Raw genomic sequence first — 24931 nt, 5'->3', positions numbered from 1 at the left:
CTCACCGCCGCCCCAGCGCGCCCTGCATCACCCGCCGCGCGACGCCTTCGGGCGCGAGGCCCAGCATGCGATCGCAGTCCTCGGCGCTGCGGGCCGGACCGAAGGCGTAGCCCTGCGCGAAGGCGCAGCCGAGATGGAACAGCTCCACCGCGTCGCTGTCGGTCTCCACGCCCTCCGCCACCACCTCCATGCCGAGATCGTGGGCGAGGTGGACGATGGAGCGCAGGATCACAGGCCGCTGTCCGTTGGACGTGGGCCGCACCAGCGACTTGTCGATCTTCAGCACGTCGAACGGGAAGCGCTGCAGATAGGCGAGGCTGGAATGGCCGGTGCCGAAATCGTCCAGCGACAGGCCGGCGCCCAGCTCCCGCAGGCGCAGCAGCATCTGGGCCGCATGCTCCGGGTTCTCCATCACCAGGCTCTCGGTCAGCTCGATCTTGAGCGAGCCGTAAGGCAGCGCGTGTCGGCCGAGCACGTTCTGGATGTCCTGCGCCAGATCCTGCCGCAGGAACTGCCGGCTCGACACGTTGACCGACATGAACAGCGGCGGCTCGCCCGGCACCCGCTCCTGCCAGCGGGCGAGCTGGCGGGCGGCCTCGTCCAGCGCGAACAGGCCGAGATCGACGATCAGCCCGGTCTCCTCGGCGATGGCGATGAACTCGTCCGGCGGCCGGCGGCCGTAGCGGGGATGCTCCCAGCGCAGCAGCGCCTCGAAGCCCGCGATCGAGCGATCCTCCAGCCGCACGATGGGCTGGTAGTGCACCCGCATCTCGCCCCGCTCCAGCGCCCGGTTCAGCTCGCCCGCGATCAGCACCCGGTCGGAGGCCGCCGCCCGCATGGTGGGCTTGAACACCTCGATGTGGTCGCCGCCGAAACGCTTGGCGTGGTACATGGCCACCTCGGCGTTCTTCAGCAGCTCCTCGCCGTTGCCGCCGGCGCGGGCGTCGGCCAGCACCAGCCCGATGGAGGCGGTGAGGAACAGCTCCCGCCCGCCGAAGCTGATGGGCGAGCGCAGCGTGCGCTTCAGCGCGTCGGCGAAGGCGGTGATGGCCTCCACCTCGCGCTCGGACACCAGCAGCACGCCGAACTGGTCGCCGCCGAGGCGCGCCAGCGTGTCCTGCGGCTTCAGCAGCCGGGACAGGCGCCGCACCACGGTGATGAGGATGGTGTCGCCGGTGGCGACGCCGACGCTCTCGTTGATCTTCTTGTAGCGGTCGATGTCCAGCACCATGACCGTGGGCTTGAGCGAGGCGTCGCCCTGCGCGTAGGCCAGCGCTGCATCAAGCCGGTCCACGAACAGCTCGCGGTTGGGCAGCCCGGTCAGGTTGTCGTGGACCGCGTTCTGCAGCAGGCGCTCTTCGGTGGTCTTGGCGTCGGTGACGTCCAGCAGCGTGCCGACGCAGCGGATCACCTCGCCGTCGGCGCCCACCACCGGCCGGGCGCGCAGCGTGAACCAGAGGTAGTGGCCGTCCTGGCTGCGCAGACGGAAGGTCTCCACCAGACGGCCGCGGCGCTCCTCCACCAGCGCGTCGAGCCCGGCGCGGAAGCGGTCCCGGTCGGCCACATGCACCACGTCGAGCCAGTGCGCCGCCGGCGCCTCCAGCGCGCCGCGCTTCAGGCCGAGCAGGTGTTCGAGATCGTGGCCCACATGGATGCGGTCCGCGTCCACGTCCCAGTCCCACACCACGTCGCCCGAGCCGGTGATGGCGAGCGCTCGGCGCTCCACGTCGGAGGCCTGCCCCGGCGCGACCGCCCCGCCCGAAAAGGCGTGCTGCATCACCGTGAACCCGATCAGCAGCACGATCAGCACCAGCCCGCCGAGCAGCGAGGCCGGCGCGAGATCGGTGGCGAGCCCGCCGCCGATGGCCGCCGCCGCCGCCACCGACCAGGCCACGAACAGCGCCCAGGTGGGGGCCAGCATCACCGCGCGGTCGTAGCCCTGCGCCGCGAACCAGACCACGATGCCGAAGCCGATGAAGGCGACCGCGCCCAGCGACATGCGGGCGATGCCGGCCGCGACCGGCGCGTCGTAGGTGGCGAGCCACACCAGCGCCAGCAGGAAGGCGAACCACGCCCCCATGACGTGGCTGTAGCGCACATGCCAGCGGTTGAGGTTGAGATAGGCGAACAGGAACACCAGCATGGTGGCCGCGAGCCCCGCCTCGCTCGCCGCCCGCAGCACCCGGTCGGAGTCGGGGCCAAGCTCGAACACCTTGCGCCAGAAGCCGAAATCGACCCCGAGATGCGCCAGCACCGCCCAGGCGAGCGCGGCGGCGGCCGGGAACATCACCGACCCCTTGACCACGAACAGGATGGTCAGGATCAGCGCCAGCAGGCCGGCGATGCCGAGCATGATGCCGCGATAGAGCGTGTAGGAGTTGACCTTGTCCTTGTAGGCGTCCGGCTCCCACAGGGTGAGCTGCAGCAGCTTAGGGGAGGACAGCTCGACCACGTAGGTCACGGTGGCGCCGGGATCGATCGTCAGCGCGAACACGTCGTCGGCGTCGGCGTGCTGGCGCTCCGGCCGCACGCCCTGGCTCGCGGTGACGTTCTGGATGCGGTCCTCGCCCAGGTCCGGCCAGAACACGCCGGAGCCCACCAGCCGGAAATGCGGCGCCACCAGCAGGCGGTCGAGCTGCTGGTCGCCGTCGTTCCGGAGCGCGAACACCGCCCATTGCCGGCCGTCGCCCGTCCGCTCGGACCGCACCTCGATGCGGCGGACGATGCCGTCCGCGCCGGGGAAGGTGGCGACCTGGATGCGGTCGGCCTGCCCCATGGGGCGCTCGATCGCGCCCAGCAGGTCGACGGCGTCCTGATCCTCCGTCACCGACAGCGGCTGCAGCGCCGCCGCGGGCGACGCCCAGGCCAGACCGAGAACGACGAGGAGAAGCGCCTGAAGGAGGGCGCGGACCATACGCAACGCTTGGGATCTCCCGAACGCCGGCCGCGCCGGCCCGCCCACGGCCAAAGCCGGAGGGGCGGCGTTGTTCCTTGCCGCGCCGCCCCGGAAGGGACCGCGCGGCGGCGACACGTTAGACCAGCCGCGGCCCGCGCAGAAGCGCGTAGAGCAGATGATCCTGCCAGATTCCGTCGATGCAGAGATACTGCCGGGCGCAGCCTTCGCGCTCGAATCCGATCTTCTCCAGCAGCCGGATCGAGGCGGCGTTGCGGGGCAGGCAGGCGGCCTCCAGCCGCCTGAGCTTCAGCCCGTCGAACACGAACGGCGTCAGCGCCCGCATGGCCGCGGTCATCAGGCCGCGGCCCGCATAGGGCTGCCCCATCCAGTAGCCGACCGAGCAGGCCTGCGCCACCCCGCGCCGCACCTGGCTGAGCGTCACCCCGCCCACCAGCGCGCCGTCCGGGCCGAACACGAAGAACGGATAGGCCTGATCCTGCTCCATCTCCCGGGCGTAGCGCTTGAGCCGGCGGCGGAAGGCGTTGCGGGTCAGGTCGTCCGTCGGCCAGATCGGCTCCCACGGCCGCAGGAAGTCCCGGCTGAGCGTGCGCAGATCCGACCAGGCCTGATGGTCGCCCATCTGGGGCGTGCGCAGCGTCACCCCGTCGCCGACCAGCGTCGGCACGGAGTCGGCGACCGAGAGCGTCCGGAAGAACGCCATCCTTCCCGCCGCCCCCCTCTTCAGGCCGCCGGCCGCCGGCGCGGGCCGAGCCGCTCCGCCAGCCGCTCCGCCGACAGCAGCTTTCGCGTGGGGCCGAGCGCCGACAGCGTGTAGGGCGTCGCCAGCATGCGGGCGCCGGCGGCGCGGGCGGCGTCCACGTCCACCGCCTCGATCTTCGCCACGATCTCGTCCGGGTCGAGCGGGCGGCCATGGGCGAGCTGGTGCCGGGCGTGGTGGTCGGCGCGGGCCGTCGGCTGCTCCAGCGACATCAGCAGCCCCGCCTTCATCTGCGCCTTGGCGCGGGCGACCTCGCGCTCGGTGGCGTCCTCCGCCGCGCCGACGAGCACATCGAGCAGCACCGGCAGGATCTCCGCCGCGTCCTGCGGCCCGAGCGCCGCATAGGCCCCGAACAGGCCGGCGTCGGCGTAGCCCCAGTGGAAGGCGTGCACCGAATAGGCGAGGCCCCGGCGCTCGCGCACCTCCTGGAACAGGCGGGACGACATGCCGCCGCCCGCGAGATTGGCGAACACCTGGGCGGCGTAGGCGTCCGGCGCGTCGTAGGGCCGGCCCTCGAAGGCGATGGCCACATGGATCTGCTCGAGGTCGCGCTTGTCGCGCCGCAGGTCGCCGCCGCGATAGACGGCCGGCGCGGGCGTCTCGCCGGCGCCTTCGGGCAGGCGCGCGAACAGGCGGGCGACGTCCTCCACCACCCGATCGTGCTCGACCGCCCCGGCCGCCGTCACCACGCCGGCGCCGGCGCGGTAGCCGCGGGCGAGAAACCCTGAGAGCTTGTCCCGGTCGAGCCCGCGCACCGTCTTCGGCGTGCCGAGGATGGAGCGGCCGAGCGGCTGGTCCGGGAAGGCGGTCTCCTGCAGCAGGTCGAACACCAGATCGTCGGGCGTGTCCTCCACCGCGCCGATCTCCTGCACGATGACGCCCTGCTCCCGCTTCAGCTCCTCGGGGTCGAAGGCGGGCTCGGTGACGATGTCGGCCAGGATGTCGAGCGCGAGGCCCACGTCGGCCGCGAGCGCGCGGGCGGAGTAGGACGTCTGCTCCACGCCGGTGGCGGCGTTGAGGTCGCCGCCCACCTGCTCGATCTCCTCCGCGATGGCGAGCGCCGAGCGCCGGGCCGTGCCCTTGAACGCCATGTGCTCCAGCAGATGGGCGAGGCCATGCTCGTCCTCCCGCTCCGCCCGCGCGCCGGCGCCGAAGGTGACGCCCACCGCCGCGGTGCCGAGCTCCGGCATGGCGTCGGTGACGACCGCGAGGCCCGACGGCAGCGTCGTGACGCGGGCGCTCATGGCCGGACTCCGCGCGCGCTCTCACCTCTCCCCGGCTGGGAGAGGTCGCGAGGCGCAGCCTCGCGGGTGAGGGGGAGCAGCCTCATCGGCAGGAGATGGCGCCCCCTCACCCGGCCCTGCGGGCCGACCTCTCCCCGCCGGGGAGAAGGGGTGAAGACCGGAGCCTGGTTCAACAGGAACGGCGTCGCCAGGGCGCTCATGCCGCGGCGGTCTTGGCCACGCGGGCGCGCTCCGCCACGAAGGCTTCGATCGCCGAGACGTCGTTGGGCAGGCGGGTCAACCGCTCGGGCCGCTCCAGCAGGTCCGCGAGATGGACCGGCAGGCCGGGCCGCACGCCCGACGCCGCCTCGACCGCGTCCGGGAACTTGGCCGGATGGGCGGTGGACAGCACCACCTGCGGGACGGCGGGATCGCGCTCCGCCTTCTCCGCCACGGCGTAGGCGACCGCCGTGTGGGTGTCGAGCAGGTAGCCGGAGGTCTCCAGCACGCGGCGGATGGTGGCCTTGACCTCGTCCTCGTCGGCGCGGCCAGCGTCGAATTCGCCCCGGATCGCGTCCAGCGCCGCGGCCGGCAGGGTAAAGGCGCCCGACTGGCCGAGCGACGCCATGGCCGCCCGCACCGCCGCCGAATCGCGGCCGAGCGCGTCGAACAGCAGCCGCTCGAAGTTGGACGACACCTGGATGTCCATGGAAGGCGACGTGGTGGGGGCGACGCCGCGCACCTCGTAACGCCCGGTCTCCAGCGTGCGGGCCAGGATGTCGTTGACGTTGGTGGCGATCACCAGCCGGCGGATCGGCAGGCCCATGCGCTTGGCCACATAGCCCGCGAACACGTCGCCGAAGTTGCCGGTGGGCACCACGAAGTCGATCTCGCGCGCCGGCGCGCCGAGCGCGGTGGCGGCGGCGAAGTAATACACCGCCTGCGCCAGCACCCGCGCCCAGTTGATGGAGTTCACGCCCGCCAGCGCCAGCCGGTCCCGGAAGGCGTGGTGGTTGAACATGGCCTTCACATGGGCCTGGGCGTCGTCGAACGAGCCGTCGATGGCGATGGCGTGGACGTTATCGTCCGGCACGGTGGTCATCTGCCGGCGCTGGACCTCGCTCACCTTGCCGTCCGGCATCAGGATGAACACGTCGAGCCGCGACCGGCCCCGGAACGCCTCGATCGCCGCGCCGCCGGTGTCGCCGGAGGTGGCGCCGACGATGGTGGCGCGCAGGCCGCGCTCGGCGAGCGCATGGTCCATCAGCCGGGCGAGCAGCTGCATCGCCACGTCCTTGAAGGCGAGCGTCGGCCCGTGGAACAGCTCCAGCACGAACCGGTTCGCGCCGGTCTGGACCAGCGGCGTCACCGCCTCGTGGCGGAAGGCGCCGTAAGCCTCGTCGATCATGCGCTTCAGCGCGTCCGCAGGGATGGCGTCGCCCACGAACGGCGCAATCACCCGGTAGGCGATCGCGGCGTAGGGCCGTCCGGCGAGATCGGCGATCTCGTCGCGGGAGAGCGTGGGCCAGGTCTCGGGCACGTAGAGGCCGCCATCGCGGGCGAGGCCCGCCAGCATGGCGTCGACGAAGCCGAGCCGGGGCGCGTCGCCGCGGGTCGAGACATAGGCAGGCGCCATGTTCGGAGCGTCTCCGGAAAACCGTGTCGTTGAGCGAGCGGCCAAATTAGGCCGGGCGCCGCCGTCCCGCAAGGACGGCGGCGCCCGGCCTTTGGCCTGAAACCGAGGCCGAAAAACGGCGAAGGCCGGGATCGCTCCCGGCCTCGGTCGTCGTCAGCCCTGAAGCCTGCGGCGTCAGCCGTGCACGGCCTTGAGCTGGCGGAAGTGGGACAGCCGGATCTCGGCCTTGAGACGCTCGTCGTCGGTCTTGGCCTCGACCACATCCTCCTGGGCGTCGGCGATCAGCACGTCGATGCGGGAGGCGTCGAGCTGGTCGAGCGGCGTCGCCTCGTCGGCGAGGATGGTGAGGCCCTTCGGGTTCACGTCGGCGAAGCCGCCGCGCACGAACAGCTTCTGCGGCTCGCCGCCTTCGGTCTTGTAGACCTTCACCACGCCCGGCTTCAGCACCGACATGAACGGCGCATGATGCGCCAGCACGCCGAACTCGCCCTCAACGCCCGGCACCACCACGTGCTGGACATCCTCGGAGATGAGGAGCTTTTCCGGCGACACCAGTTCGAAGGGGAAGCTGTCCATCGTTCCGTTCTCTCAAGCTCTGGCGGTCACCCGCGGCGGCGGTCGGCCATGAAGCCCACGCCGAAACCGAGCAGCGCGCCGATCGCGGCGCAGATGCCCACATGCTGCGCCTGGCCGGACGTCAGGGTCCGGTCGCCGGGCGCGGCCGCCTGATCGCCCTGCACCTCGACCTTGAGGCCGAGGAAGCTCACCTCGGCCGCTTCAGGCCGTGTGATCCAGCCGGCGAGACCGCCGACCACGAGACCGATCAGAAGAAACACAACCTTGCCGTTCATGGGACACCTATCTCACAAAGTGCGGCCGATCAGACCGCGCGCTTCATGTTATAGGGCCCGTCCTTCCGCCGGGCAGGCCGGCGGAAGGCTCAAGCCGCAGGGAAGCTCAGCCTTCGGCGAGCTTCTTGGCCTTCTCGATCGCTTCTTCGATCGTGCCGACCATGTAGAACGCCGCTTCCGGCAGGTCGTCGTACTTGCCGTCCACCAGGCCCTTGAAGCCCTTGATGGTGTCGGCGAGCTGCACGAACTTGCCGGGGAAGCCGGTGAACACCTCGGCGACGTGGAACGGCTGGGACAGGAAGCGCTCGATCTTGCGGGCGCGCGCCACCGTCAGCTTGTCCTCTTCCGAGAGCTCGTCCATGCCCAGGATGGCGATGATGTCCTGCAGCGACTTGTAGCGCTGCAGCGTCTCCTGGACGCGGCGGGCGGTGGAGTAGTGCTCCTCGCCGATGATCTGCGCGGACAGGATGCGCGAGGTCGAGTCGAGCGGGTCCACGGCCGGGTAGATGCCCTTTTCGGCGATCGAGCGGTTGAGAACCGTCGTGGCGTCGAGATGGGCGAAGGAGGCGGCCGGGGCCGGGTCGGTCAGGTCGTCGGCGGGCACGTAGATCGCCTGCACCGAGGTGATCGAGCCCTTGGTGGTGGTGGTGATGCGCTCCTGCAGCGCGCCCATGTCGGTGGCGAGCGTCGGCTGATAGCCCACCGCCGACGGGATGCGGCCGAGCAGAGCCGACACTTCCGAACCGGCCTGGGTGAAGCGGAAGATGTTGTCCACGAAGAACAGCACGTCCTGGCCCTGATCGCGGAAGTGCTCGGCGATGGTCAGGCCGGAGAGCGCGACGCGGGCGCGGGCGCCGGGCGGCTCGTTCATCTGGCCGAACACCAGGGCGCACTTGGAGCCCTCGCCGCCGCCGGCCTTGTTCACGCCGGACTCGATGAACTCGTGGTAGAGGTCGTTGCCCTCGCGGGTGCGCTCGCCGACGCCGGCGAACACGGAGTAACCGCCGTGCGCCTTGGCGACGTTGTTGATGAGCTCCTGGATGAGCACCGTCTTGCCGACGCCCGCGCCGCCGAACAGGCCGACCTTGCCGCCCTTGGCGTAAGGCGCGAGCAGGTCCACGACCTTGATGCCGGTGACGAGGATTTCGGTCTCGGTGGCCTGCTCGGCGTAGGACGGCGCCGGCTGGTGGATCGGGCGCAGGCCCTCGTTGGCCACCGGGCCGCCTTCGTCGATCGGCTCGCCGACCACGTTCAGGATGCGGCCCAGCGTGCCGGCGCCCACCGGCACCGCGATCGGCGAACCGGTGTCGCTGACGCTCTGGCCGCGGACCAGGCCTTCGGTGGAGTCCATGGCGATGGTGCGCACGGTGGACTCGCCGAGGTGCTGGGCGACTTCGAGCACCAGACGGGACTGGTTGTTCTGGGTCTCGAGCGCGTTCAGGATTTCGGGCAGATGGCCGTCGAACTGGACGTCGACGACGGCGCCGATGACCTGGGTGATGCGGCCGACATGAGCGGTCATGGTTGTCAATCCTCGTCCGAAAATCAGAGCGCTTCGGCGCCGGAGATGATCTCGATCAGCTCCTTCGTGATCTGCGCCTGTCGGGTGCGGTTGTAGTTCAGGGTCAGCTTCTTGATCATTTCGCCGGCGTTGCGCGTCGCCGAGTCCATGGCGGACATGCGGGCGCCCTGCTCCGAGGCGGCGTTCTCGAGAAGCCCCTTGAAGATCTGGATCGCAACGTTCTTCGGCAGCAGATCCTCGAGGATCTCCTCCTCGGACGGCTCATATTCGTAGATCGCGCCGCCGGTCGCCTCGGCGCCCGCCTCGACCGCCGGAATCTCCGCCGGAACGATCTGCTGCGCGGTCGGAACCTGGCTGATCACCGAGCGGAAGCTCGAGAAGAACAGCGTGGCCACGTCGAACTCGCCGGCCTGGTAGAGCGCCAGCACCTTGGCCGCGATGGCCTCGGCGTCCGCATAGCCGACCTGCTTGTTGGCGCCGAGCTCGATCACCTCGCGGATGCGGGGACCGAACTGGCGGCGCAGCACGTCCGCGCCCTTGCGGCCGACGCACAGGAACTGCACGTCCTTGCCTTCGGCCAGCAGCTTGTTGGCCCGATCCCGCGCCAGACGCGAGATCGACGAGTTGAAGCCGCCGCACAGGCCGCGCTCGGCGGTGGCGACCACCAGCAGGTGGCGCTGCTGCGAGCCGGTGCCCGACAGCAGCAGCGGGGCGCCCGGCGCGTCCTTCAGGCTCGTCGCAAGGTTCGAGAGCACCCGCTCCATGCGCTGGGCGAAAGGCCGGGCGGCCTCAGCCGCGAGCTGGGCGCGACGGAGCTTGGCCGCCGCGACCATCTGCATGGCCTTGGTGATCTTCTGCGTCGCCTTCACAGAGGCGATGCGGTTTCGTAGCTCCTTGAGGCTCGCCATAACGTCGCCTTAGGCTCCCTTGGTGCGCGCGGCGGGCGTTACGAGTAGGTCTTCGCGAAGGAGTCGAGAGCGCTCTTCAGCTTCTCGGTGTTCTCCTTCGTGAGCTCCTTCTTCGTGCGGATCTCCTCAAGGATGTCCTTGTGGTTGGCGTAGAGATGGTCGAGCAGGCCGGTCTCGAAGCCGCGGACCTTGGAGACCGGCAGCTTGTCCAGATAACCGTTGGTGCCGGCGTAGATCACCACCACCTGCTCCTCGACCTTCAGCGGCGAGAACTGCGGCTGCTTCAGCAGCTCGACCAGACGGGCGCCGCGGTTCAGCAGGCGCTGGGTCGAGGCGTCGAGGTCGGAGCCGAACTGGGCGAAGGCGGCCATCTCGCGGTACTGCGCGAGCTCGCCCTTGATCTTGCCGGCGACCTGCTTCATCGCCTTGATCTGGGCCGATGAACCGACGCGCGACACCGAGATGCCCACGTTCACCGCCGGGCGCACGCCCTGGTAGAACAGGTCGGACTCGAGGAAGATCTGGCCGTCGGTGATCGAGATCACGTTGGTCGGGATGTAGGCCGACACGTCGTTGGCCTGGGTCTCGATGACCGGCAGGGCGGTCAGCGAGCCGGCGCCGTTGTCGTCGTTCAGCTTGGCCGCGCGCTCCAGCAGGCGGGAGTGCAGGTAGAACACGTCGCCGGGATAGGCCTCGCGACCGGGCGGACGGCGCAGCAGCAGCGACATCTGGCGGTAGGCGACGGCCTGCTTGGAGAGATCGTCATAGACGATCAGGGCGTGCATGCCGTTGTCGCGGAAGAATTCGCCCATGGCGCAGCCGGCGAAGGGCGCCAGGAACTGCATCGGGGCCGGGTCGGACGCGGTCGCCGCCACCACGATCGAGTACTCGAGAGCGCCCTGCTCCTCCAGCACCTTCACGAACTGGGCGACGGTGGAGCGCTTCTGGCCGACGGCCACATAGACGCAGTAGAGCTTCTGCTTCTCGTCGCCGGAGGCGTTGATCGGCTTCTGGTTCAGGATGGTGTCGAGCGCGACGGCGGTCTTGCCGGTCTGGCGGTCGCCGATGATCAGCTCGCGCTGGCCGCGGCCGACCGGGATCAGAGCGTCGATCGACTTGATGCCGGTCTGCATCGGCTCATGCACGGACTTGCGCGGGATGATGCCCGGCGCCTTCACGTCCACGCGGCGGCGCTCCGCGTACTCGATCGGGCCCTTGCCGTCGATCGGGTTGCCGAGCGCGTCGACCACGCGGCCGAGCAGGCCCTTGCCCACCGGCACGTCCACGATGGCGCCGGTGCGCTTGACCGTGTCGCCTTCCTTGATCTCGCGGTCGGAGCCGAACACCACGACGCCGACGTTGTCGTTCTCGAGGTTCAGCGCCATGCCGCGGGCGCCGCTCGGGAACTCGACCATCTCGCCGTACTGGACGTTGTCGAGGCCGTAGACGCGGGCGATGCCGTCGCCGATGGAAAGAACCTGGCCCACCTCCGAAACTTCAGCTTCCTGGCCGAAGTTCTGGATCTGATCCTTGAGGATCGCGGTGATCTCGGCGGCGCGAATGTCCATCAGCCGACCTCTTTCATTGCAAGTTTGATGGCGTTGAGCTTGGTCTTGAGCGAGGCGTCGACCATGCGGCTGCCGAGCCGCACGATGAGTCCGCCGAGAATCTGCGGGTCGACCTTCACGTCGAAGTCGACCGTCTTGCCGGTGATGCCGGCGAGCGCCTGCGAAAGGGCCTCGCGGCGCGCGTCCGTCAGCGGCTCGGCCACGGTGACCTCGGCGGCGACGACGCCGTTGTGGGCCGCGACCAGAGCGCGGAACGCCTTGATGATGCCTTCGATCGCAAACAGGCGGCGGTTGCGCGCCACGAGGCGGACGAAGTTCGAGGCGAGGCCGGCGACGCCGGCGCGGTCGAGCACGGCGCCGATGGCCTTCTCCTGCTCTTCCGACGAGAACACCGGGCTGCGGACCAGACGCCGCAGGTCCTCGCTCTCGGCGAGCAGCGCCGTCACCTTGTCCAGATCGCCCGCGATCGCGTCGATCTGGTTCGCCTCGCGGGCGAGATCGAAGAGAGCGGAAGCGTAGCGTCCCGCCATTCCGGACACGATGGTGTCTTTACCTGCCACCGAGCGTTCTCTCGCTGGTTGGAGCTGGGGCCGAACCGGAGCGAACGCCCCGAACCCTCCCGGAAATGCCGACTGTCCCCCAGCCGGCGCGGCCTGTCCGCAAGGGAGCCCCCCACGAAACGGCGGTTGACTAACACGGCTATCCAACCCGCGCAACATCATGGCGCCTCTGTGGCGAAGCCTCGAAAACCGGTGGTAATCATGGGCTTACGGCGTGGACGCCCCACCTCCCCCGGCGGATCGTCCGAAGGACCTGATCCGACACGATGTCACACCGGGGCGATGGCCGGCGCGAGCCTCGCGCGTCAGACGAAGCTCTGGGGGTCCACGTCAACCGCCACGCGCACCCCGCCGCGCGGGCCCGGCGCCGCGGCGAGCCAGGCGCGCAGATAGGCCGGCAGATCGATCTCCCTCGGAGCCTGGGCCAAGAGGCGCATGCGATGGCGGCCCCGCAGCACCGCGAGCGGCGCCTCCGCCGGCCCGAGCACCCGCACCCCGTTGGAGCGCGGCGCGGCGCGGGCGAGCGCCCTGGCGTGGGCCTCCGCCGCCTCCCGCTCCGGGGCCGAGACGATCAGCGCGGCGAGTCGGCCGAAGGGCGGCATGGCCGCCGCGCGGCGCTGGTTCGTCTCCAGCCGGTAGAAGCCTTCCCGGTCGCCGGAGATCAGCGCCTTCACGACAGGGTGATCGGGCTCGTGGGTCTGGAGCAGCGCCCGGCCCGGCCTCTCGCCGCGTCCCGCGCGCCCCGCCACCTGCTCCAGCATCTGGAAGGTGCGCTCGCTGGCGCGGGGATCGGCCCCGCCGAGCGCGAAATCGGCGTCCACCACGCCGACCAGGGTGAGTTTGGGGAAGTTGTGGCCCTTGGTCACCATCTGGGTGCCGACAATGATGTCGGCCTCGCCCCGCTCGATGGCGTCGAGTTCGGCCAGCAGCGCCTCGCCGCCGCCGGCGAGATCGCTGGACAGCAGGCTGACCCGCGCCTGCGGGAACAGCGCCCTGGCCTCGTCGCGGATGCGCTCCACGCCGGGGCCGCAGGCCACGAGCTGGCCCGCCGTCCCGCAGGAGGGGCAGGCTTCGGGCGTCGCTTGCGTGTGGCCGCAATGGTGGCAGACGAGCCGCGCGCGGAAGCGGTGCTCCACCAGCCAGGCGGAGCAGTTGGGGCATTGCAGCCGGTGGCCGCAGGCCCGGCACAGGGTGAGCGGCGCGTAACCGCGCCGGTTCAGGAACAGCAGCGTCTGATCGCCGGCCTCGAGCGTCTCGGTCATCGCGGCGACGAGGCGGGGGCTGAGCCAGGCGCCCTTCGCCGGCCCAGCCGTGCGCAGGTCCACCGCCGAGATCGCCGGCAGCGACCGGCCGCCGAAGCGGTCGGGCAGAATCAGCCGGGCGTAGCGGCCGCGCTCGGCGTTGACGCGGCTCTCCAGCGACGGCGTGGCGGAGGCGAGCACCACCGGCGCGTTCTCGTAGCGCCCGCGCAGCACCGCCATGTCGCGGGCGTTGTAGAGCACGCCGTCCTCCTGCTTGTAGGCGGGGTCGTGCTCCTCGTCGACGACGATGATCCCGAGCTCCCGGAACGGCAGGAACAGGCCCGAACGGGCCGCCACCACCGCCCGGACCTCGCCGGAGGCCACGCCCCGGCGCACCGCCGCGCGGGCCTTTTCGCCCACGCTCGCGTGCCACACCGCAGGACGCGCCCCGAAGCGGTCGGCGAAGCGGTCGATGAAGGCGGCGGTGAGCGCGATCTCGGGCGCCATGACCAGCGCCTGCCGGCCAGCTTTGAGGGCGGCGGCCACCGCCTCCAGATAGACCTCGGTCTTGCCGGAGCCGGTGACGCCGTCGAGCAGCGCCACCCCGAAACGCTCTCCCGCGGCCAGAGCCGCCAGCATGTTCGCGGCCTCAGCCTGGGCGGGCGACAGCGCGGGACCGGACCGGAAGGGATCGGGCGAGGGGAGCGGCGGGGGCGGCGGCAGCTCGGCCTCGGCCAGGGCGCCCTCCTTCACGAGGCCGTCCACGACCCCGGCCGAGACGCCCGCCAGCTCCGCAAGCTCCCGCTTCGGCCGCGCCCGCCCGTCGGCGGCGACGGCCAGAGCCCGCTCCCGCGCCGGCGTCATCCGCGCCGGATGGGAGCCGGTCGCCCGCACGCCGACTTTGGGCTTTCGCGGCTCCTCGCCCAGGGTCAGGCCCCGCAGCGCCATGCGCAGCACCTGCCCCCGGGGCGCGAGCGTGTAGGCGGCCACCCGGTCGAGGAAGCGCCGCATGGGCCCGGCCATGGGGGCGATGTCCAGACGCGCGCGCAGCGGCTTGAGCTTCGCCGGATCGACGTCGGCCGGAGCGCCGTCCCACACCACTCCCACCTCGACGCGGGCGCCCAGCGGCGCGAGCACGAAGGTTCCGGGCGCGGGCGCGGCGTCGAGGCCGGCCGGAACCGCATAGGTCAGCGCCCGGTCGAGGCCGACCGGCAGCAGGACCTCGACGGCTGAGGGCGACGGCATGGGCGCAGGGCGTCCTTGTGGGAAGGTTTGCGGGATCAGGAGCCCTCTTCGGCGCGAAGGGCGGCGCACGTCAAGCCGCCCCCGTCCTTCTCACGGCATGGGGCGCATGCGCGTGAACCAAACCGGCGGTTTCGCCTTGCGTCCCGCGCGGGCCTCCGCCACTTGAGGGCGGAACGCTCCCCTTCAAGGCTCCGCGAAAGGCCAAACCCATGAAGTTCTTCGTCGACACCGCCGACGTGACCGAAATCCGCGAGCTGGCGGCGACCGGCCTGCTCGACGGCGTCACCACCAACCCGTCGCTGATCCTGAAGGCCAACCGGCCGTTCAAGGAGATCATCGCCGAAATCTGCGAAGTCGTGGACGGCCCTGTCTCGGCGGAGGTCGCCTCCACCGACTACGACGACATGCTGCGCGAGGGCCGCAGCCTCGCCAAGATCGCCCCGAACGTCACGGTCAAGGTGCCGCTGACCTGGGACGGCCTGCGGGTGTGCAAGACGCTCTCGGACGAGGGCACCATGGTGAACGTGACGCTGTGCTTCAGCGCCGCCCAGGCGCTGCTGGCCGCCAAGGCCGGCGCCAGCTTCATCTCGCCCTTCATCGGCCGTCTGGACGACACCGGCATCGACGGCATGGAGCTGATCCAGGACATCCGGACCATCTACGACAACTACCCGGAACTCCCGACCGAAATCCTCGCCGCCTCGATCCGCAACGCCAACCACGTCAAGGCCTCGGCGCTCGCCGGCGCGGACGTGGCCACCATCCCGCCGTCGGTGATCAAGAGCCTGGTCAAGCACCCGCTGACCGACAAGGGGCTGGAGCAGTTCGTGGCCGACTGGGCCAAGACCGGCCAGAGCATCGACTGAACAAGACGGTTAAACGCAAGCACGAGAGGCAAGGGAATATCCTCGCCTCTCGTTCTTGCTGGACTGAATGCGCCGAAACAAAAACGTCCGCGCTCCAATCCTTTTCAATGTCGCGGCAAGCGAACTTCGCCGGTCAGCCCAAGCCGAACATGCGCTTCAACCGGCGACCGAAGCCGGGCGCTTCGTCCTGCTCATCCGCCCGCGCAGCGCCTATGGCCTTGTTTATCAAAGCCATCTCCTTACGAAGCTCCTTCGCTGACCGCGTGAAGTAGTCGATCTCTTCGTCATTAATATTGTACGTCCGCCACTTGATGTCCGCGTCGCCGATAGGCGTCCTGCGGCGCTGGCTGGATGGCTTAACGCCGGCGTTGCCTCGGGCGATCTTTTCCGCGAACTCCGTCCGGGATTTTGTGCCGAAGTGAGCCATCGCCGCCGGAGAGTGCACCACACGAGCGCTTTTGCTCTTTTCCTCTTTTCCATCCGGGCGGAGAGCAGAAACGAACTGGGTGCCGTCCGCGTTGACGTAGCGCCCCTTCGAATAGGTTATGTGGATCGCTGGCCGGCCAAACATGCTCCGCCGCGCCAGTGATTTAACCCACTTGTTCGCCTCACTCTGTGAGACGGCGCCCTTTGTGAACCGCTCGGTCACTGGCGCGTCAATGTAGTCCATCTGGCCGCCGGAACCGAACGCCCGCCAATTTAGAACAACAACTCCGACATCGGCCTCAAGCCTGGAGACATACTCGTCCAGGCTAATACCGTCTTCCAGATGCAGAAATTCGTCGATGTCACAGAACAGCATCCATTCGGACTGGCTCAGGACGACACCTTGGCGATACGCTTCAACCTGCGGCGCGATGTCGGCGCAGTCCGCGTCTCGCACCACACCCTTCCGTATGAAACCCTTTTGCGCGAGTTTCGTCAGAAGATCGAGCGTCCCATCCGAGCTTTCATTATCAAAAATGATGATTTCAGATGCGCCAAGCCGCCTATAATGAGCAACCCATTCAACAATATACTTTACTTCGTTCTTAACGATCGCAATAACGGCGACCTTTGAACCACGAGCATCCGCGCCAGCCATTCAGGCCTCACATAAGGGCAAAACCAACTGGCAAACTTATAAGTTGAATGATGGCTGACATACAAACAGGAAATGGCCTCGGATTTTCTCCGCAACTCGTAAAGCCACGCACGTCCTCAATGCCGAAAGGCCTCATATAAAGTATAATTAAAAATGATCGCTTTATTTTTTCACGTGAAAGACAAAAATCAGCACTCAAAATTCCATAAGGGCCTTAATACGCCGCCGAATACCCTTCGCCGACAGACGAGAGCCCGACTGAATTCGCCACCTCCACAAGAATTCTTTCGCCCGTATAGGGATTAAGCACAGCGGCGCCAATCTTGGGTTCATTGGAACCGACCTGAGCTATTGTGAGCCGGTCGACGGTCGTTTCAATCACAATCGTGTTATCAGTCCGCTTCACAAGGACTCGCAGAGCGCGATTAAGCACATGGCTCGCCGCTGGCCTGACGTAGTGCAGCTTACCCCAGCCCGCCGCGAGCGCGACATGATCCTCAAGATCGTCGTCATAGGTTTTGACAGCGCTCGTTAAGACGACATCGAACGCCTTCGAGCCAATGGTCAGCCTGAGCACGGAGATCAGATTGTCGCCAGGAGCGATCTGCAGCAACGTGTCACCGTCCGCAAGCGCGACAGCGCTGCTTTTGCGTTCAGTCTGCGGCGGCAGCGATGTGCCGATGTCCGGATTTCCAACCATGAACGACGACCGGACGATCGGGTCGATCCGATGGATGACCTGAACCACATACGCGCCGGGCTTGTCGGTAGACACCAGCAGACTGATGGTCGCCTTGCGCTCCGAGTCGACATACGACGCGGCCACAAGTCGGATACCGTCCTTGAACCGCTCCGTCGAATTGGAGCCGTCCAGATTGACGTCGCATTCGGCGAAAATGTTTCGATCGCTCGCCAAGGCCACGCGCAACCGTACCTCGAACCGTCCCTCGCCGCAGATGCGGAACGCAAGGAAACTCGGCTGGCTGCGCCCGATGGTCAGGTCCGCGATCTGATAGCGATGAAGGCCGTTGACAGGCACTTCGAGCAGCAGGCGGGAGCCGTCGGGCTGGGGCTCCTCGACGATGTTCTCGAGCCGCGACAGGGCGATGGCGCGCATGGCGCTGGTGGAGGCGGCCGGGACCTCCTCCGCCTCGACGGCGCGGCCGGGCCGCTCCACCGCCACCGCCCGCCAGCGGGTGACGGCGTTGGGGTCGTCGGTGAGCACGCCGATCACGTGATCGTTGTCGCGCAGGTTGGCCTGCACGATGGTCTCGATGTGCTCCTGCCGGGCCCCGAGGAAGTAGGACGCCGGCGGCGCGATCAGCACGCAGGACGTCACCTTGCCCACCATGCGGGACAGCGTGTCCAGCACCGTGGAGCCGAAGGAGGCCAGGATGACCGGCGTCTCGCGGCGGCCCGCCACCAGCGCCTCGATGCCCTCGGAGGCGCGCACCTCGGCGCCGATGATGAAGGCCATCTTGCGCACCTTGGCCGGGTCCTCCCGGCGGTGCGGCAGGTACACGCACTTCTTCTCCGGCGCGAGCCTTCGAGCGGCCTGACAGGCGGCGAGATAGCTCGCCTCGCTGGTGATGGCGTTCTCCACGTGGCTGCAGCCGGCGATCCAGATCTCGTTCAGGACCGTCGGCTCGCCGCCCTCCAGGAAGCGGTCGTAATAGGTGTTCGGGATGATCGCGTCGCCGTCGGCGAGGCGGCCGCGATAGATCGTGAAATAGGAGAGGTGCGACGGATCGGGATATTTGAGCGGGTCCGGTCCCTTGACCGAGGCGCCCTTGAACGGCGTCGCCCGGAAGATCTCCTTGACGTTCTTCTTGCTCTCGCGGAACGCCATCACCGCCTGCGACACCGAGCCGTCGTCCAGCAGGACGCATTCGGTCTTGCCCAGGTCGAGAGGCGCCAGGAACTGGCGGTAGGACACCGGCCGGTAGTCGCCCAGCACCACCCGGTCGAAGTTCGGGTCCACCACGCTGTAGAAGTCGCTCACCCGCTGCACGAAAGCGCGGCGGCTGACGAAGTCGTCGTACTCCTTGATCGCCGTCGTGTGGGCCTTGCCCTCCTTCGACATGGGCGCGGAGCCGGACTTCACCAGCGGCTCGAACTCGCGCACATGGCGGAAGCCGGCCGCGGCCAGCGCCTGCCGCGTGCGCTCGTTGTCGGTCTCGAGGCGGCTCTTCACCAGCGCCACCCAGCAGGCGTCGCGGTCGAGCGCGGCGTGGTCGGCGTACTGCCGGGCGTGGTTCGCCTGCAGCGGCGACGTGAGAATGAACAGCGTGCGGCTCATCGCGCGGTCTCCCGCACGGCGGCGTAGAAGCTCTCATACCGGCGGGCGATGGCGAGCACCCCGTAGTCCTCGGCGCTGGACAGCGCCGCCTGCCGCAGGCGGTCGTAGCCGGCGTCGTCCACCTGGCTCGCCTTGCGCAGCGCCTCCTTCAGCGTCGCGACCTCCGGCTCGAACAGCCAGCCGGTCTCGCCCTCCTTCAGGATTTCCGCGCCGCCGCCGCGGCTGGAGCCCACCACCGGCACGCCATGGTGCAGGCTCTCGATGAAGATGCGGCCGAACGGCTCGAACCAGATCGAGGGCACCACGCAGTAGCGGATCTGCGCGAAGAAATCGTTCGGGGAGATGTAGCCCGCGAAGCGGGTGTTCTCGTCCTCGAAGCGCTTGCGCAGCTTCCATTCGAAGCCCGGATCGCCGGCGCCGGCGATCAGCGTCGGATGCTTGCGCCCGGTCTGGGCGCGCAGCGCCGTCAGCGCCTCCAGGAACAGCTCCACGCCCTTGGTGTGATGCAGGCGGCCGATGTAGCCGAACTCGTAGGGCCGCTCCGCCCCGGTCGCGGCGGCGATGGGCGCGTCCATTTCGTAGGAGTTGGCGATCACGGTCCGCTGCGGCGTCTCCCGGAACCAGCCCGAGCGCAGATGGGTCTTGAGGATGTGGGAGCTGATGCCGATGACGCCGTCGACCACGTTGGAGCGCTCGCGGCCGGCGACGCGGGCGAGGTTGCAGTCCCGGCACTGCCGCAGGCACGGCTTCTGGTCCACGATCATGCGCCGGTTGCAGAGCGAGGTGTAGCTGCGCAGCGTGTGGACGCAGGGCACGCCGAGGCTCTTGGTCATCTGCCACAGCGAGGTGAGGCGCCCGACCACGGCGGTGTTCACGATGTCCGGCTTGAACGCCTTGATCGTCTCCGCGAGCTGCTTGTCGAGCGGATAGGCCTTCTGCGAAGCGGCGGCGAGGCGCTGGTAATAGGGCTCGGCGTAGATGTTGGGCTCGCTGCCCGGACGGGCGGCGTAGCGGATGACGTGAATGCCGTCCTTGTCTTCGGTGACGGTGGCGTCATGCACGTTCTGGCTGAACACCCAGACGTCGTGCCCGAGCTGCCGCAGACCCCGCGCGAGATAGTAGGTCGATTGCTCCGATCCGCCGATCCCGAGGTCGGGAAACAGGGAGTTCGCCAGCAGAATTTTCATACGTCCCCGCATCGGTCCAGGATCGAAGCGGCCCCCCTGGCGACCAGGAGATCGGCCGTCAACCGTTCGCGTCCCTCGCTCGTTCGGGGCCGGCTGTCCGGCGGAACGCTTCGGCCCCGCCGCGGACGCCCGGCGCCCGGAGCTGTCTCGCTTCGCTGATACACGGTGGCCGCCCGGACGCGCAAGGTTGAGGCGCGCCTCTTTCCGCAGCGCGGCATGCCCAGCCCGTGGCCAGTCCGGGCCGAACCGGCAAGAGCCTGCTGCGCCGCGGCGGAACCGCGGAGACAAAAAAGAGGGGCGCCGCAGCGCCCCTCGCAAACCCTCCAGACGGCCGGGCCGGGTCGGGCGTCACTTCTCGACGAAGGCCTTCTCGATCACGAAATGGCCGGCCTCGCCGTGGTTGCCTTCCTCGTATCCGCCGTCCACCAGCAGCTGGCGGGTGTCGCGGATCATGTCCGGGCTGCCGCACAGCATGAAGCGGTCGTTCTCGATCGACATGTTCGGCAGGCCGATGTCCTCGAACAGCTTGCCCGAAGCCATCAGGTCGGTGATGCGGCCGCGGTTGCGGAACGGCTCGCGGGTCACGGTCGGGTAGTAGATCAGCTTCTCGCGGATCAGCTCGCCGATCAGCTCGTCCTTGGGCAGGTCCTCGGTGATCATCTCGCCATAGGCGAGCTCGTTCACATGGCGGCAGCCGTGGACCAGGATCACCTTGTCGAAGCGGTCATAGGCCTCGGGGTCCTTGATGATCGACAGGAACGGCGCAAGGCCGGTGCCGGTGCCGAGCAGATACAGGTGCCTGCCGGCGATCAGGTTGTCGATGACGAGGGTGCCGGTGGGCTTGCGGCCGACCAGGATGGGATCGCCCACCTTGAGGTGCTGCAGCCGCGAGGTAAGCGGGCCGTCCGGCACCTTGATGGAGAAGAACTCCAGTTCCTCGTCGTAATTGGCGGTGGCCACCGAATAGGCGCGCACCAGCGGCCGGCCCTCGACCTCGATGCCGATCATGGTGAACTCGCCGTTGCGGAACCGGAACGACGGATCGCGCGTGGTGCGGAAGCTGAACAGCGTGTCCGTCCAGTGCCTGACGCTCGTCACCCGCTCTTCGAGATATTTGCTCATCGCTTCTCGTCCGACTTCGTGCTCAGAACCGTTCTAATTTACGTTCCGAAAACGTGTTGAAAGGGCCATTCCGTTCCCGCGCCGTCATATGGCGCGATCCGACGCGAAACGCCATGTCCGATAGCGCATGGGCGCATGCGCCCTGACGGTCGGACGTACGGCTCAGGCCGCGGCGGGGTCGGCGGAGCCGAACACGGCCTCCAGCTTGCCCGGCTTGCCGTCCCAGTCCTTGGCGTCCTCGGGCGTGTCGCCCTTCTCGGTCACATTGGGCCACACCGCGGCGTATTTGGCGTTGAAGGCGATCCAGCCCTCCATGCCGGGCTCGGTGTCCGGCTTGATGGCTTCCGCGGGGCATTCGGGCTCGCAGACGCCGCAGTCGATGCACTCGTCCGGATTGATGACCAGCGTCTCGTCGCCCAGGTAGAAGCAGTCCACCGGACACACTTCGACGCAGTCCATGTACTTGCACTTGATGCAGTTTTCCGTGACCACATACGTCATCGAACGCGCTTTCCCAGTAGATGCGATCCGCCGGCGTCACAGCACGCGCGGAATGTCCTGCCCGTCGAGATTGATGGCGAGGCCCTGCAGGGCCTCCTCGCTGATCTCGCCGCCCATGGCTTTAAGGCTTTCCTCGCGGATCAGCGACATCAGCCCGCGTCGCAGGGCGAGAAATTCCGACGACATGGTCATCGCCGGTTCGCGGGGCCGCGGCAGCGGCACGGCGATCTCCGCCTTCACGGTCCCGGGGCGGGAGGTCATTACATAAATTCTGTCGGAAAGAAAGATCGCTTCGTCCAGATCATGGGTGATGAACAGCACCGAGATCTTGAGCCTCTGCCACATGTTGGTGAGGATCTGCTGCATGATCAGCCGGGTCTGGGCGTCGAGCGCCCCGAACGGCTCGTCCAGCAGCAGGATGCGCGGCCCGGTGGCGAGCGCCCGCACGATGCCGACGCGCTGCTTCATGCCGCCGGACAGACGGTCCGGATAATGGTTCTCGAAGGCCGACAATCCGGCGAGGCCGAGCAGGGTGCGGGCGGCGCGGGCGCGCTCCGCCCGGCCCACGCCCCTCATCTTCAGCCCGAACTCCACGTTCTCCCGCACGGTTTTCCAGGGGAACAGCGAATACTGCTGGAAGATGACGCCGCGGTCGGCGCCGGGCCCCTTCACCGGCTCGCCATCCACCGTCACCGTGCCGCTGGTGGGCTTGAGGAAGCCCGCCAGCGCGTTCAGCAGAGTGGATTTGCCGCAGCCGGACGGCCCGATGATGGAGACGAACTCGCCCGGCCGGATGGTGAGCGACACGTCGGTCACGGCGTCGACCGCGCCTTCGGCGCTGTCGTAGCGCAGGCGGAAGTCCGTCACCTCCACCAGGCCGCCCTTGGGCTTCGGCGCGGACGCGGCGGCCGCCGGAGCCTTGGCTTCGTCACGGCGGAAGAGGGGGATCGCGCTCATCGGGCGGCGCTCCACGGCATGAGCACGCGGCCGAGCAGTCGGATCGCGAAGCTGGAGGCGAGCCCCAGCAGGCCGATGGTGATCATGCCCAGCACGATGTCGGGATACTGCACCAGACTGTAGGCCTCCCAGGTGAAGTAGCCGATGCCAAACTGGCCGGAGATCATCTCGGCGGCGATCAGCGACACCCAGGCCACGCCCATGCCGACCGTCAGCCCGGTGAAGATCTGCGGCAGGGTGGCGGGCAGGTAGACCTCCCGGAACACCGCCGCCTCGCTCGCGCCGAGGCAGCGGGCGGCGCGGCCGAGCACGGGATCGACCGTCGCCATGCCGTGCAGCGTGTTCAGCAGGATCGGGAAGAACGAGCCGAGGAAGGTGATGAACACGATCGACTCCTCGTTCGAGGGCCACAGCATGATCGCCATGGGCACCCAGGCGATCGCCGGGATCGGGCGCAGCACTTCGGAGACAGGGAAGATCATCTCCCGGAGCAGCTTGAACCGCCCCATCAGCAGGCCGAGCGGGATGGCGAGCGCCGCGGCGAGGGCGAAGCCGTAGAGGATGCGTCGGCAGCTGGTGAGGATGTGCGTCAGGAACTGGGAGCTTCCGAGCGCGGCGTCCGCGCTCGCCAGCACGTCCGAGGGCGACGGCACGTTGCCGAACCGGACATAGAGGTTCATCCGGTTCTCGGTCACCACATGCCAGGCCAGCACGAACAGCGCGATGGAGGCCGCGCCCACGAGGCCGGCGCGGATCGCGCCGCCATGGCGGCGCAGCCGGCGGGTCCACGCCGACGGCTGCGCCTCGGGAGCCGCCGCGCCGCCGCCGGGCGCGGCCGGAGGGGGCGCGGCCGGCCCAAGGTCGGGCGGCGGCGCGGCGGAAAGGATCGCGCGGCTCATCGGGCTCACCCTGCGGTCGCGGAGGCGAGCGCCTCCTCGAACGGAACCACCTTGCCGCCGGATTTGGCGGCGTAGGCCTCGGCGTCCTGCTTCAGCATGAAGGGCGCGAGCTCGGCCGCGCCGGTCACGTAGAACGCCTTGTCGGCGAACAGCTTGATGCCGCGGGCGGCGTCGAAGACGTAGGCCACGTTGACGGCGGCGCCTTTGGCCTTCAGGTCGCGCAGGGCGGCGAGCGCGCAGGAGGCGCTGGCGTAAGGGGTGATGTCTCCGTCCTTGACCCAGATCTCGCCGGCCTTGCGCGGTTCGGTGATCGGCTTCTTGCAGAACGGATCCTGGCCCTTGACTTCGTAATTGTCGGTCGCGGCCTTCGCCGCGTCGTAGTCGAGGCCGCGAGCCTTGTAGGCCGCGCGGACGAAACCGTCCCTGACCCAGCCGTCCACGTCGAACGCCCCCTTGATGCGGTCGAGGTTCTGGAGAACCTTCACGTCCTCCTTGGCGGCGTCGATCAGGGGCGCCTTGATGGTGGGGTCGAGGGTCATGATCCCGCCCGGCCCGAGGAAGATGTAGACCACCTCCTTGTCGGTGCCGGTCCATTCCGAGATCTTCTCGGCGGCGCGCTTCGGATCGGCCCTGACCCACTCGTTGGCGTCCATGACGGCCTGCACGTAGGCCTCGACGATCTCCGGATACTTCTCCGCGAAATCGGTGCGCACCACCACGCCGTGCCAGGTGGGCAGGTTGGTCTGCACGCCGTCGAAGATCTTGCGGGCGAAGCCGCGGAACGGCAGCAGCTCCGCGAAGGGCACGAAGTCGGCGTGGGCGTCGATCTTCTTCTCCTTCAGGTTCGTCGTGCCGACCTCGGGGCTCTGGCTGACGAGCTGGAAGAAGTCCCTCGGCATCTTGGCGTCCTGCATCGCCTTCAGCAGCATGCCGTGGGCGGCGGAGCCGAAGGGAACGCTGACGACCTTCCCCTTCAGGTCCTCAAGCGCGAAGTAAGGCGAATCCGAATGCACCACGACGCCGTTGCCGGACCCGTAGATGTTGTAGCCGGCGACGGCGATCAGCGCGGACTTGCTCTCGTTGTTGTTCTGGAAGGTGTAGCCGTTCACCACCAGCGGATAGTCCCCCATGCCGCCGAACTGCAGCTTGTCGGCCATCATGCCGTTGGTGACCGGCGGGCCGGAGGTGAAGTTCTGCCAGTCGAGCTTGATGTCGAGGCCGGCGTACTTGCCGTCCTTGGGCAGACGCTTCTCCAGCAGGCCGAGCTGGCGGATCACCACGCCGGTGGTGACGGTGTTGGTGGTGGTGTCCTGCGTGCCGATGCCGATGGTCAGCGTTTCGGCTACGGCGGGCGGCGCGACCGCGGCGCTGGCGGCGGCCAGGGCGACGGCGGAAACGGCGGCGCGCAAGATGCGGAGTGGCGGCATGGCTCACCTCGCTTGTCAGGGGCATCCGGGACGGCCCGTCTGGCCGGCAAGGGGATGATCCCTTCGAGGTTTGATTTGGAGCAAATCCAGATCGCGGTTCCGGGTTGATTAGTTGCCGAGAAAACCGGCCTGGTGAAAAAGGCGGCGCCGCGACCGGCCGT

At 68.6% G+C, this 24931-nt stretch carries 20 protein-coding genes; 1 reads left to right on the top strand and 19 read right to left on the bottom strand.

The features are described 5' to 3' along the window. Position 1: 1 nt before the first annotated feature. The 11 genes from PKE85_RS15725 to PKE85_RS15675 all read right to left on the bottom strand — a co-directional run bounded on the left by PKE85_RS15725 (position 2) and on the right by PKE85_RS15675 (position 14428). On the bottom strand, positions 2-2920 hold the full coding sequence (locus PKE85_RS15725; RefSeq protein ID WP_271205708.1) for an EAL domain-containing protein: 2919 nt from the start codon (positions 2918-2920) through the stop codon (positions 2-4). A gap of 112 nt (positions 2921-3032) precedes the next feature. Beyond that, a complete protein-coding gene (locus tag PKE85_RS15720; RefSeq protein ID WP_271205707.1) occupies positions 3033-3617 on the bottom strand; it encodes a GNAT family N-acetyltransferase in 585 nt (194 codons plus the stop codon). A 20-nt stretch (positions 3618-3637) separates the two neighbouring features. Continuing rightward, positions 3638-4918 (bottom strand): M16 family metallopeptidase, encoded by a 1281-nt coding sequence (locus PKE85_RS15715; RefSeq protein ID WP_271205706.1) that lies wholly within the window; start codon positions 4916-4918, stop codon positions 3638-3640. Between the two features lie 196 nt (positions 4919-5114). After that, positions 5115-6533: a threonine synthase gene (gene thrC / locus PKE85_RS15710; protein WP_271205705.1), complete on the bottom strand. Its 1419-nt coding sequence runs from the start codon at positions 6531-6533 to the stop codon at positions 5115-5117. 174 nt (positions 6534-6707) lie between these two features. After that, positions 6708-7109 carry a F0F1 ATP synthase subunit epsilon gene (locus tag PKE85_RS15705; protein ID WP_271205704.1) on the bottom strand — a complete coding sequence of 134 codons (402 nt, stop codon included), beginning with the start codon at positions 7107-7109 and terminating at the stop codon, positions 6708-6710. 26 nt (positions 7110-7135) lie between these two features. Further along, complete coding sequence (locus PKE85_RS15700) at positions 7136-7384, bottom strand: hypothetical protein (RefSeq protein WP_271205703.1); 249 nt, start codon at positions 7382-7384, stop codon at positions 7136-7138. 106 nt (positions 7385-7490) lie between these two features. Next, positions 7491-8906: a F0F1 ATP synthase subunit beta gene (gene atpD, locus PKE85_RS15695; protein WP_271205702.1), complete on the bottom strand. Its 1416-nt coding sequence runs from the start codon at positions 8904-8906 to the stop codon at positions 7491-7493. A gap of 23 nt (positions 8907-8929) precedes the next feature. Continuing rightward, the gene (locus PKE85_RS15690; protein ID WP_271205701.1) at positions 8930-9814 is read right to left on the bottom strand and encodes a F0F1 ATP synthase subunit gamma; all 885 of its coding nucleotides are present in this window, start codon (positions 9812-9814) and stop codon (positions 8930-8932) included. 38 nt (positions 9815-9852) lie between these two features. After that, positions 9853-11382 (bottom strand): F0F1 ATP synthase subunit alpha, encoded by a 1530-nt coding sequence (atpA, locus tag PKE85_RS15685; RefSeq protein ID WP_271205700.1) that lies wholly within the window; start codon positions 11380-11382, stop codon positions 9853-9855. Beyond that, the gene (locus PKE85_RS15680; protein ID WP_271206084.1) at positions 11382-11912 is read right to left on the bottom strand and encodes a F0F1 ATP synthase subunit delta; all 531 of its coding nucleotides are present in this window, start codon (positions 11910-11912) and stop codon (positions 11382-11384) included. Before PKE85_RS15680 ends, atpA begins: the two co-directional genes overlap by 1 nt. A 335-nt stretch (positions 11913-12247) precedes the next feature. Beyond that, positions 12248-14428 carry a primosomal protein N' gene (locus PKE85_RS15675; RefSeq protein ID WP_271205699.1) on the bottom strand — a complete coding sequence of 727 codons (2181 nt, stop codon included), beginning with the start codon at positions 14426-14428 and terminating at the stop codon, positions 12248-12250. A gap of 209 nt (positions 14429-14637) precedes the next feature. Between PKE85_RS15675 and fsa the strand changes: the two genes are divergently transcribed. Further along, complete coding sequence (fsa, locus tag PKE85_RS15670; RefSeq protein WP_271205698.1) at positions 14638-15294, top strand: fructose-6-phosphate aldolase; 657 nt, start codon at positions 14638-14640, stop codon at positions 15292-15294. A gap of 133 nt (positions 15295-15427) precedes the next feature. Here fsa and PKE85_RS15665 read toward each other — a convergent pair whose 3' ends face one another. The 8 genes from PKE85_RS15665 to PKE85_RS15630 form a co-directional block, all read right to left on the bottom strand. Then, positions 15428-16378 carry a glycosyltransferase family 2 protein gene (locus PKE85_RS15665; RefSeq protein WP_271205697.1) on the bottom strand — a complete coding sequence of 317 codons (951 nt, stop codon included), beginning with the start codon at positions 16376-16378 and terminating at the stop codon, positions 15428-15430. Positions 16379-16592: 214 nt separating this feature from the next. Continuing rightward, positions 16593-18677: a hypothetical protein gene (locus tag PKE85_RS15660; protein WP_271205696.1), complete on the bottom strand. Its 2085-nt coding sequence runs from the start codon at positions 18675-18677 to the stop codon at positions 16593-16595. Beyond that, positions 18674-19864: a glycosyltransferase gene (locus PKE85_RS15655; protein WP_271205695.1), complete on the bottom strand. Its 1191-nt coding sequence runs from the start codon at positions 19862-19864 to the stop codon at positions 18674-18676. Before PKE85_RS15655 ends, PKE85_RS15660 begins: the two co-directional genes overlap by 4 nt. Before the next feature lie 348 nt (positions 19865-20212). Next, entirely contained in the window at positions 20213-20986 is a 774-nt protein-coding gene (locus PKE85_RS15650; RefSeq protein ID WP_271205694.1) for a ferredoxin--NADP reductase, read from the bottom strand. Between the two features lie 162 nt (positions 20987-21148). Continuing rightward, a complete protein-coding gene (gene fdxA / locus PKE85_RS15645; RefSeq protein WP_271205693.1) occupies positions 21149-21487 on the bottom strand; it encodes a ferredoxin FdxA in 339 nt (112 codons plus the stop codon). Positions 21488-21523: 36 nt separating this feature from the next. Beyond that, positions 21524-22444: an ABC transporter ATP-binding protein gene (locus tag PKE85_RS15640; protein ID WP_271205692.1), complete on the bottom strand. Its 921-nt coding sequence runs from the start codon at positions 22442-22444 to the stop codon at positions 21524-21526. Beyond that, the gene (locus tag PKE85_RS15635) at positions 22441-23343 is read right to left on the bottom strand and encodes an ABC transporter permease (protein ID WP_271205691.1); all 903 of its coding nucleotides are present in this window, start codon (positions 23341-23343) and stop codon (positions 22441-22443) included. Before PKE85_RS15635 ends, PKE85_RS15640 begins: the two co-directional genes overlap by 4 nt. A 5-nt stretch (positions 23344-23348) precedes the next feature. Next, positions 23349-24770 carry an ABC transporter substrate-binding protein gene (locus PKE85_RS15630; RefSeq protein WP_271205690.1) on the bottom strand — a complete coding sequence of 474 codons (1422 nt, stop codon included), beginning with the start codon at positions 24768-24770 and terminating at the stop codon, positions 23349-23351. Between the last annotated feature and the right edge of the window lie 161 nt (positions 24771-24931).

This window comes from Methylopila jiangsuensis (assembly GCF_027922305.1).
GTDB lineage: Bacteria > Pseudomonadota > Alphaproteobacteria > Rhizobiales > Methylopilaceae > Methylopila > Methylopila jiangsuensis.
This window is presented reverse-complemented; position numbering and strand designations above follow the sequence as displayed.

What these genes read in the sequence shown, in the direction of transcription:
- PKE85_RS15720 (WP_271205707.1), bottom strand. Translation starts at nt 3,617, where the DNA reads ATGGCGTTCTTCCGGACGCTCTCGGTCGCCGACTCCGTGCCGACGCTG.
- PKE85_RS15715 (WP_271205706.1), bottom strand. Translation starts at nt 4,918, where the DNA reads ATGAGCGCCCGCGTCACGACGCTGCCGTCGGGCCTCGCGGTCGTCACC.
- thrC (WP_271205705.1), bottom strand. Translation starts at nt 6,533, where the DNA reads ATGGCGCCTGCCTATGTCTCGACCCGCGGCGACGCGCCCCGGCTCGGC.
- PKE85_RS15705 (WP_271205704.1), bottom strand. Translation starts at nt 7,109, where the DNA reads ATGGACAGCTTCCCCTTCGAACTGGTGTCGCCGGAAAAGCTCCTCATC.
- PKE85_RS15700 (WP_271205703.1), bottom strand. Translation starts at nt 7,384, where the DNA reads ATGAACGGCAAGGTTGTGTTTCTTCTGATCGGTCTCGTGGTCGGCGGT.
- atpD (WP_271205702.1), bottom strand. Translation starts at nt 8,906, where the DNA reads ATGACCGCTCATGTCGGCCGCATCACCCAGGTCATCGGCGCCGTCGTC.
- PKE85_RS15690 (WP_271205701.1), bottom strand. Translation starts at nt 9,814, where the DNA reads ATGGCGAGCCTCAAGGAGCTACGAAACCGCATCGCCTCTGTGAAGGCG.
- atpA (WP_271205700.1), bottom strand. Translation starts at nt 11,382, where the DNA reads ATGGACATTCGCGCCGCCGAGATCACCGCGATCCTCAAGGATCAGATC.
- PKE85_RS15680 (WP_271206084.1), bottom strand. Translation starts at nt 11,912, where the DNA reads ATGGCGGGACGCTACGCTTCCGCTCTCTTCGATCTCGCCCGCGAGGCG.
- PKE85_RS15675 (WP_271205699.1), bottom strand. Translation starts at nt 14,428, where the DNA reads ATGCCGTCGCCCTCAGCCGTCGAGGTCCTGCTGCCGGTCGGCCTCGAC.
- fsa (WP_271205698.1), top strand. Translation starts at nt 14,638, where the DNA reads ATGAAGTTCTTCGTCGACACCGCCGACGTGACCGAAATCCGCGAGCTG.
- PKE85_RS15665 (WP_271205697.1), bottom strand. Translation starts at nt 16,378, where the DNA reads ATGGCTGGCGCGGATGCTCGTGGTTCAAAGGTCGCCGTTATTGCGATC.
- PKE85_RS15660 (WP_271205696.1), bottom strand. Translation starts at nt 18,677, where the DNA reads ATGAGCCGCACGCTGTTCATTCTCACGTCGCCGCTGCAGGCGAACCAC.
- PKE85_RS15655 (WP_271205695.1), bottom strand. Translation starts at nt 19,864, where the DNA reads ATGAAAATTCTGCTGGCGAACTCCCTGTTTCCCGACCTCGGGATCGGC.
- PKE85_RS15650 (WP_271205694.1), bottom strand. Translation starts at nt 20,986, where the DNA reads ATGAGCAAATATCTCGAAGAGCGGGTGACGAGCGTCAGGCACTGGACG.
- fdxA (WP_271205693.1), bottom strand. Translation starts at nt 21,487, where the DNA reads ATGACGTATGTGGTCACGGAAAACTGCATCAAGTGCAAGTACATGGAC.
- PKE85_RS15640 (WP_271205692.1), bottom strand. Translation starts at nt 22,444, where the DNA reads ATGAGCGCGATCCCCCTCTTCCGCCGTGACGAAGCCAAGGCTCCGGCG.
- PKE85_RS15635 (WP_271205691.1), bottom strand. Translation starts at nt 23,343, where the DNA reads ATGAGCCGCGCGATCCTTTCCGCCGCGCCGCCGCCCGACCTTGGGCCG.
- PKE85_RS15630 (WP_271205690.1), bottom strand. Translation starts at nt 24,770, where the DNA reads ATGCCGCCACTCCGCATCTTGCGCGCCGCCGTTTCCGCCGTCGCCCTG.